Below are 6000 nucleotides of genomic sequence, written 5' to 3'. Positions count from 1 at the left end.
AACGTTGGGTGCTCATGGGACCTCCTCCTATGCTCAAATCATAGGCGGGAAGTGCTTACGATTCCCGGGGCAGTCCAGTCGCGCGTGTGATCGGGTACTGTAAAGCAGGGGCGAGCTAATCCAATCCAGCACCCGATTGCTCAGGGAGATTGATCGGGCGTATGGTCAGTAACTCGATAGTCATTTGGCCGGCACTTCCCTTCATTGAAATCACGATTCTTTACGGAACTCCATGAAAGTCGGATCGATCTTCAAGATACTAGTGCTTGTTGCCGGGACCGCTTACTCGCATCCTGACGATGCGTCTGGCGTTGGCGCGACTTGGCGTCAACTCGCAGCAGGCGACGCCAAGGCCGCAATCGCGCTCATTGAAAACAACCATCCTGGCGCCTCAGTGGCATTGCGTGATGACGCCTTTCAGGCGCGCCTCGCCATAGCTAAGCAACACCTCGCTTCCCGTCTTCCGCAAGTCACTAGCTTTGGCGGCTACGCCGCGACGATGGCGGGCCTGGCCGCAGATTTTCAAGACGGTCATATCTGGTCGTCCGCGTTGGTGGCTCAGCGTATCGTAGAGTGGCCTGGCATTGTCCCTGTTCGCCGCGGCGACGCTTGGTATGTCGGCGGCCAAGAGCGCCTGGAAGGCGAGCCTGAGCTCGTCGGGGCGCGAATAATAAGCTGTGATGGCCAGGCATTCGATCAATTTGCGGCCAACCGGATCGAGCTCTTCAAAGGGGACCCCCGGGTTGAAGCCAACCTCATCACAGGTGCCGGCTTCCTTTTTATCGACGACGGCAATCCGTTTCTTACTCTGCCAAAGACATGTATTTTCGAACGAGGGTCGGATGTTGTGTCTCTGTCATTCTCATGGCGAAAGGTTTTACGATCGCATGTAGACGACCTGGCTACAACTGGCACGCATACAAAACCATTACCTCGCGGCGTCCAAGCTTGGGACGACGGATACTGGATCACCTTAGACACTCTTGAAGACGAAGCTCAGACCGTCGTCGATGAGGTTCGAGAACATCAAGCTGCACTAGAAATCGCACCTGAGGTCGTCATCGATCTCCGCGGCAATGGAGGTGGAGATTCCACCTACTTCGACAAGTTAGCCGGACTCCTGGTCGGAACGGAACGCGCGAACGGGGCGCGTATATTAACTGGCAAATGCGGTGGATCTTACTGGCGAGCGTCGCGCGTAAGTCTTGAGGCTGCAAACGAGGGTCTGGTCAAGGCTCAAAACCGTAAAGATGCGGATGGTATCCATTTTTGGAATGATCTCAGGTCCGGACTGATAAACGCTGTTTCGACCCATAAGGCATTTTACCCAGATCTTCCACCGTGTGCAGCGAAGGCGCAGATAACCCTGTTGACGACACCGCAAAATAAAATACCGCCGTCAAAGATGACCGGTCTACTTATCGTGGTGACTGACCATAAATGTTTTAGTTCGTGCCTCCTCGCGGTCGACTTACTCCGACGCCTGGGCGCGCTTCAAGTCGGAGAAGCCACGAATAAGTCGACGCGGTACATGGAGGTGAAAGAGATAGCTCTGCCATCTGGCCTGCGAACCTTCAGCACGCTACTGAAAGTCGCCGTCGGCGTTGGAGATTTCGGTCCTTATTCTCCAGACCACGTCTTTCCAGGCGACATCTCAGATACAACAGAACTACGCATTTGGCTGAAGGACATTCTCGCCAGTCGTAGCCAGTAAACCTCCTGACAAGCCGGCTCCCCGCTCGCGTCATCGATTTTCTAAGATTTGGAGCCTTTGGTTTCGGCAGTGGCGAAGTTATCAAAGACCTTATTGCCGTGATTATCTGTCCTCGTGGTTGACTCCCATGTCCAATGCTTTCTTGACACTGACCAACTTTTCGGAACGCGTATCGCCGGCGGGCTTAGGCTTCTCAACCAACCACCGCGGCGGAGAAACCCGGGGGGAGGGGCAGGGTAGTAGCCCACTGTCTCAGATGCCCCTCACCGGGCAACGCACTTAGCCCGCGATCGAGCAGTCGAACCAAGGCAGCCGTCGACGTCCACCCGCCGGCCATCGCCACCAACTGACGCTCCCGCCGGCGTCCAGAAGGCCGACAGATCGGCCGAGTCGCAGCAACTCTGCTGCGAGGCCAAAACCGCTCGTGCCATGACGTAGCGCGAGCTTAGCGAATCGCGTCGGACCTCGCTGGCGAAGACATTCCGAATCGGAATCAAGCCATTGATCCACACGGGAGGTTTGTCGGTTCGCGACATCAATGGCGCTCGCGACGCATTTAATGCTCAGACGGCAGATTGAGAGCACGCCGACACCTTTGTGGGGAAAAACCGCACGAAGGATCGCCAGTGCCATGCGACGGATGTGCTTACGCAAGTAGACATAATATACATTATGCGCGCAAATGAGATGGTGGCTTCGGCACCTGTGCGTGCAGCAACCATGGCCCCGCTCGCCTCGGCGCTTGGCGGCGCACGCCCGGTCTAGCGTGCAACGGCGGAACGGGAACACCGGCGAAGGACGTAAATGCCGGTGCTACCCAACGCCCCGGCACCGCAACCGTATTCACCCAAGACGGAGGGCCAGCAGATTGCCAGCCCCCCGAAAAGCCAAGGTCTCTCGCGACCCCGCCGGTTCAGACGCCCCGGGTCACACCCCCTCAACCATATAGACCCGATAATCCGCGCCCTTGAAGCGATGCTCGCGCGCTTCGGTATAGGCCGGGCTGTGGTACCAGGCCAGCGCGTCGGCTTTGCTCGGGAAACTGATGATGACCGAGCCATCGACCGGATCACCTTCCAGCGTTTCCACGTCGCCATAGAACGCCAGCCGTGTGGCGGGGTGGCCCTCGCCCGCCTTGGCGGCGAGCTTTCCGTAGGTCGCGAACTCGGCTTCGTCCTTGATGCGATCGCGGGTGAATACGACGTACGTCGTCATAACCATGTCCTCATGAAACCGATGCCTTGGGTGAGCCGTTTACCAGGGAAGCGTCTTGCCGAGATAGGTAAAGCTGCCGGTCGGACCGTCCGCGCCGATGAGGGCCATGCCGACACTGCTCTTCGCGCCGGTCGGCACGTCGATGTCGCCCTGCCCGCCATTCATGTCCGTCTGCACGTAGCCCGGATGAATCGCATTGACCTTGATGGGCGTATCGCGCAGTTCGTGGGCGAGATGGATGGTCCACGCGTTGATGGCCGTCTTCGAGGCGTCGTAGGCGGGCACCTTGAAATTGTAGATCGGCGATGACGGGTCCTGGTGCAGCGCGAGCGAGCCCAGTTGGCTGGACACATTGACGATACGCGCCGCCTCCGCCTTCTTCAGCAGCGGCAGGAACGCCTGCGTCACTTCCACCACGGCGAACACGTTGGTGTCGAAGGTCTCGCGCCACACGGCGAGCGTCTGCTCGGAGGGCGCCTTGCTCATGTCGTCGACCATGATGCCGGCGTTGTTCACCAGGATATCGAGCTTGCCGAACCGGGACGTGACCTCGGCAACGGCCTTGGCGATGCTTTCCGGGTTCGTGACATCCAGCGCGATCGGTTCGACGGGAAGGCCTTCCGCCACGAGCTTGTCAGCGGCCGCCTTGGCACGACCGGCATCGCGGCCAGCCAGCAAGGTCAGCACGCCGGCCTGGGCCAGCTGGCGCACCGTTTCGGTACCGATACCGCGGGTAGCACCCGTGACGAGTGCAATTTTCTGTGAGGTAGTCATTAAGACGTCCTTTATCCATCGAGGGAAAGTGGACGCCCCCGGCCTTCTCCCCTGCACCATGCGCGTGCAGGGACAAGGCGGGAGCGCTGTCTGTCGAGATAGGGACGCCGGGGGTCAGGATAAAGCCCCCTCTTGCCATGAATCTGCGGTGGCCGCTGACCTTCGTCCTGCGACGAGGCGCGTGCGGCATAATCGGTCGTCACGTCGATAGCGCGGCCCTCGCGGCCCGCCCGTCGTCACCCCGTTCGTCGCCCACTAGCGACAGCACGCCCAGGGACCCTCGCATGATCGAAACCGACCGCCTCACGCTGTCCATCCCGACCATCGACGACTTCGAGCCGTTCCACGCGATCCTTTCGCAACCAGAGGTTTACCGGTTCATCGGCGCGGGGCCGTCGCCGCGGCCCGAGAGCTGGGTGCGTTTCCTGCGTAGTGTCGGCCACTGGAGCCTTTACGGTTACGGCCTGTTCGCCATCCGCAACAAGGCCACCGGCGAATACGTCGGCGAAACGGGCACGGCGCACTTCGAGCGCGATCTGGGCACCGATTTCGACCCCTACCCTGAAAGCGCCTGGCTTCTGGGTGCGAACAGTCACGGCAAGGGTTACGCGACCGAGGCGGCGGAGGCCGCGCTTGGTTGGTTCCTGCGGCTCAAGGGCCAGCAACGTACCGTGTGCATCATCGACCCCCTTAATATCGGTTCGCTTCGTGTCGCCGAGAAGCTCGGCTATCGGCCGATCAACGAGCGCGACTATCGCGAAAAGCCAGTGATCGCCTTCGAACGCGTACCTTGACGGTCTTCCCTGCCCCGTTTTCGGAACGTAGCGCGTATGTGCGTTACTGCCGAAGGTATCCGGCACAGGGTTCAGCGCGGGAAGCCTCCGAGGACAAGAACTCATGAAACGCATCGATGCCAAGGGGCGGACTGAAGAGATACCCCTGATAGATCCGGCAGCCCGCCTGCCTCAGACGATTCAGCTGCTCCACCGTTTCCACGCCCTCGGCGACCACCTGCAGATTCAGCTTTTCGGCAAGTTCGATGATGGCTTCAGTAACGGCCATGTTTGCCGCGTTGTTCAGCATGCCCTGGACGAACGACTTGTCGATCTTTATCTGGCTTAGCGGAAAGCTGTTGAGGACGCTCAGGGACGAATAGCCGGTGCCGAAGTCGTCGAGTGACCAGGCCAAGCCCATATTCTTCAATGCGCTCATCTTCGCGACGGTGGCACCGACGTCGTCGACGAACATGCTTTCTGTGAGCTCGAGCTTGAGTTTGGATGGATTGACTCCGCTCACGCGTACGATGTCGTACATGTTCTGGACGAAATCGGGCTGGCGGAACTGCGATGCGCTGATATTCACCGCCATGCTGAGGCGACGCGTTTCCGGCCGGGCATCCCATTGCGCAAGCTGCGCGCACGCGGCACGCATGATCCAGTTGCCAATGGGAACGATGAGGCCCGTTTCCTCGGCAAGCGGGATGAATTTGACCGGAGGAATCTCACCCATCTTGGCGTGCCGCCAGCGGATGAGCGCTTCGGCACCCACCACGTTTCCCGCCTCGTCGATCTGGGGCTGGTAGTGAAGCATGAAATGACCATTTGCAATGGCCTTGCGCATTTCGATATCCATCATGCGCCGCACGGAAAGGTCGGCGTGCATGATGACAACGATGAAAACCAATTCAGCGATGGCCGTCAGCGTGTTGGTCCACACGCCAATCTCGGCCGCACTGGCGGGAATGACCCATGCCGGGTCGTGAAATCCGATGGAGGTATGAGAGAACACGGCGAAGGCCACCAGGCATGTTGCCGGCATGACGTACTTCATGTAAATGCTGCCTCGCCGAAAAACGAAATAGCCGCCTAGGGCAACGGCAAGGAAATGTACGTGCGTGGCACGATGAACGCCATTAGGTACATTGTCGAACAGGCAGCAGGCCGTGATGAACAACGGCAGGAACATGCCTGCGAGCAAGGCAGCCGCGTCCAGTCGCCGCCGATAAGCGAGGCACGCCACGGTCATGCCGAAAGCCACCAGGCACGCATGCAGCCCCACCAAGACAGCCCGATCGAAGTATATGAACGCGGCGCCCCAGCCCAGGCCGATCAGAACGATGATGACGCCAGAGCCGATTAAGCTGGATCTCACTCGCCGCTCGTGACCGTCCTCTCTCATCGTAACGCCGCTTATATCGTCTTGTTCAAGTGCGAAATCCGCACCCGTTCGCGGGGGCATCCTACGCTAAAAGCCCTTTGTCGCGATATGACCTCGTCCTCGCCATGGCCCTCATGTGC

At 59.4% G+C, this 6000-nt stretch carries 5 protein-coding genes; 2 read left to right on the top strand and 3 right to left on the bottom strand.

Features of this window, described 5'->3' with window-relative positions; genetic code table 11:
• Positions 1-232: 232 nt before the first annotated feature.
• On the top strand, positions 233-1714 hold the full coding sequence (locus tag PI246_RS13795) for a S41 family peptidase (protein WP_320551885.1): 1482 nt from the start codon (positions 233-235) through the stop codon (positions 1712-1714).
• A gap of 927 nt (positions 1715-2641) precedes the next feature.
• On the opposite strand, the gene PI246_RS13790 is transcribed toward PI246_RS13795, so the two are convergent.
• On the bottom strand, positions 2642-2929 hold the full coding sequence (locus PI246_RS13790; RefSeq protein WP_320551884.1) for a DUF1330 domain-containing protein: 288 nt from the start codon (positions 2927-2929) through the stop codon (positions 2642-2644).
• Positions 2930-2968: 39 nt separating this feature from the next.
• Positions 2969-3703 (bottom strand): SDR family oxidoreductase, encoded by a 735-nt coding sequence (locus PI246_RS13785; RefSeq protein ID WP_320551883.1) that lies wholly within the window; start codon positions 3701-3703, stop codon positions 2969-2971.
• Positions 3704-3987: 284 nt separating this feature from the next.
• On the opposite strand from PI246_RS13785, the gene PI246_RS13780 reads away from it, so the two are divergent.
• Entirely contained in the window at positions 3988-4497 is a 510-nt protein-coding gene (locus tag PI246_RS13780; protein ID WP_320551882.1) for a GNAT family N-acetyltransferase, read from the top strand.
• 43 nt (positions 4498-4540) lie between these two features.
• Here PI246_RS13780 and PI246_RS13775 read toward each other — a convergent pair whose 3' ends face one another.
• Positions 4541-5854: a putative bifunctional diguanylate cyclase/phosphodiesterase gene (locus PI246_RS13775; protein WP_320551881.1), complete on the bottom strand. Its 1314-nt coding sequence runs from the start codon at positions 5852-5854 to the stop codon at positions 4541-4543.
• Between the last annotated feature and the right edge of the window lie 146 nt (positions 5855-6000).

It is taken from the genome of Luteibacter sahnii (assembly GCF_034063545.1).
Lineage (GTDB): Bacteria > Pseudomonadota > Gammaproteobacteria > Xanthomonadales > Rhodanobacteraceae > Luteibacter > Luteibacter sahnii.
This window is presented reverse-complemented; position numbering and strand designations above follow the sequence as displayed.

What these genes read in the sequence shown, in the direction of transcription:
- PI246_RS13785 (WP_320551883.1), bottom strand. Translation starts at nt 3,703, where the DNA reads ATGACTACCTCACAGAAAATTGCACTCGTCACGGGTGCTACCCGCGGT.
- PI246_RS13780 (WP_320551882.1), top strand. Translation starts at nt 3,988, where the DNA reads ATGATCGAAACCGACCGCCTCACGCTGTCCATCCCGACCATCGACGAC.
- PI246_RS13795 (WP_320551885.1), top strand. Translation starts at nt 233, where the DNA reads ATGAAAGTCGGATCGATCTTCAAGATACTAGTGCTTGTTGCCGGGACC.
- PI246_RS13790 (WP_320551884.1), bottom strand. Translation starts at nt 2,929, where the DNA reads ATGACGACGTACGTCGTATTCACCCGCGATCGCATCAAGGACGAAGCC.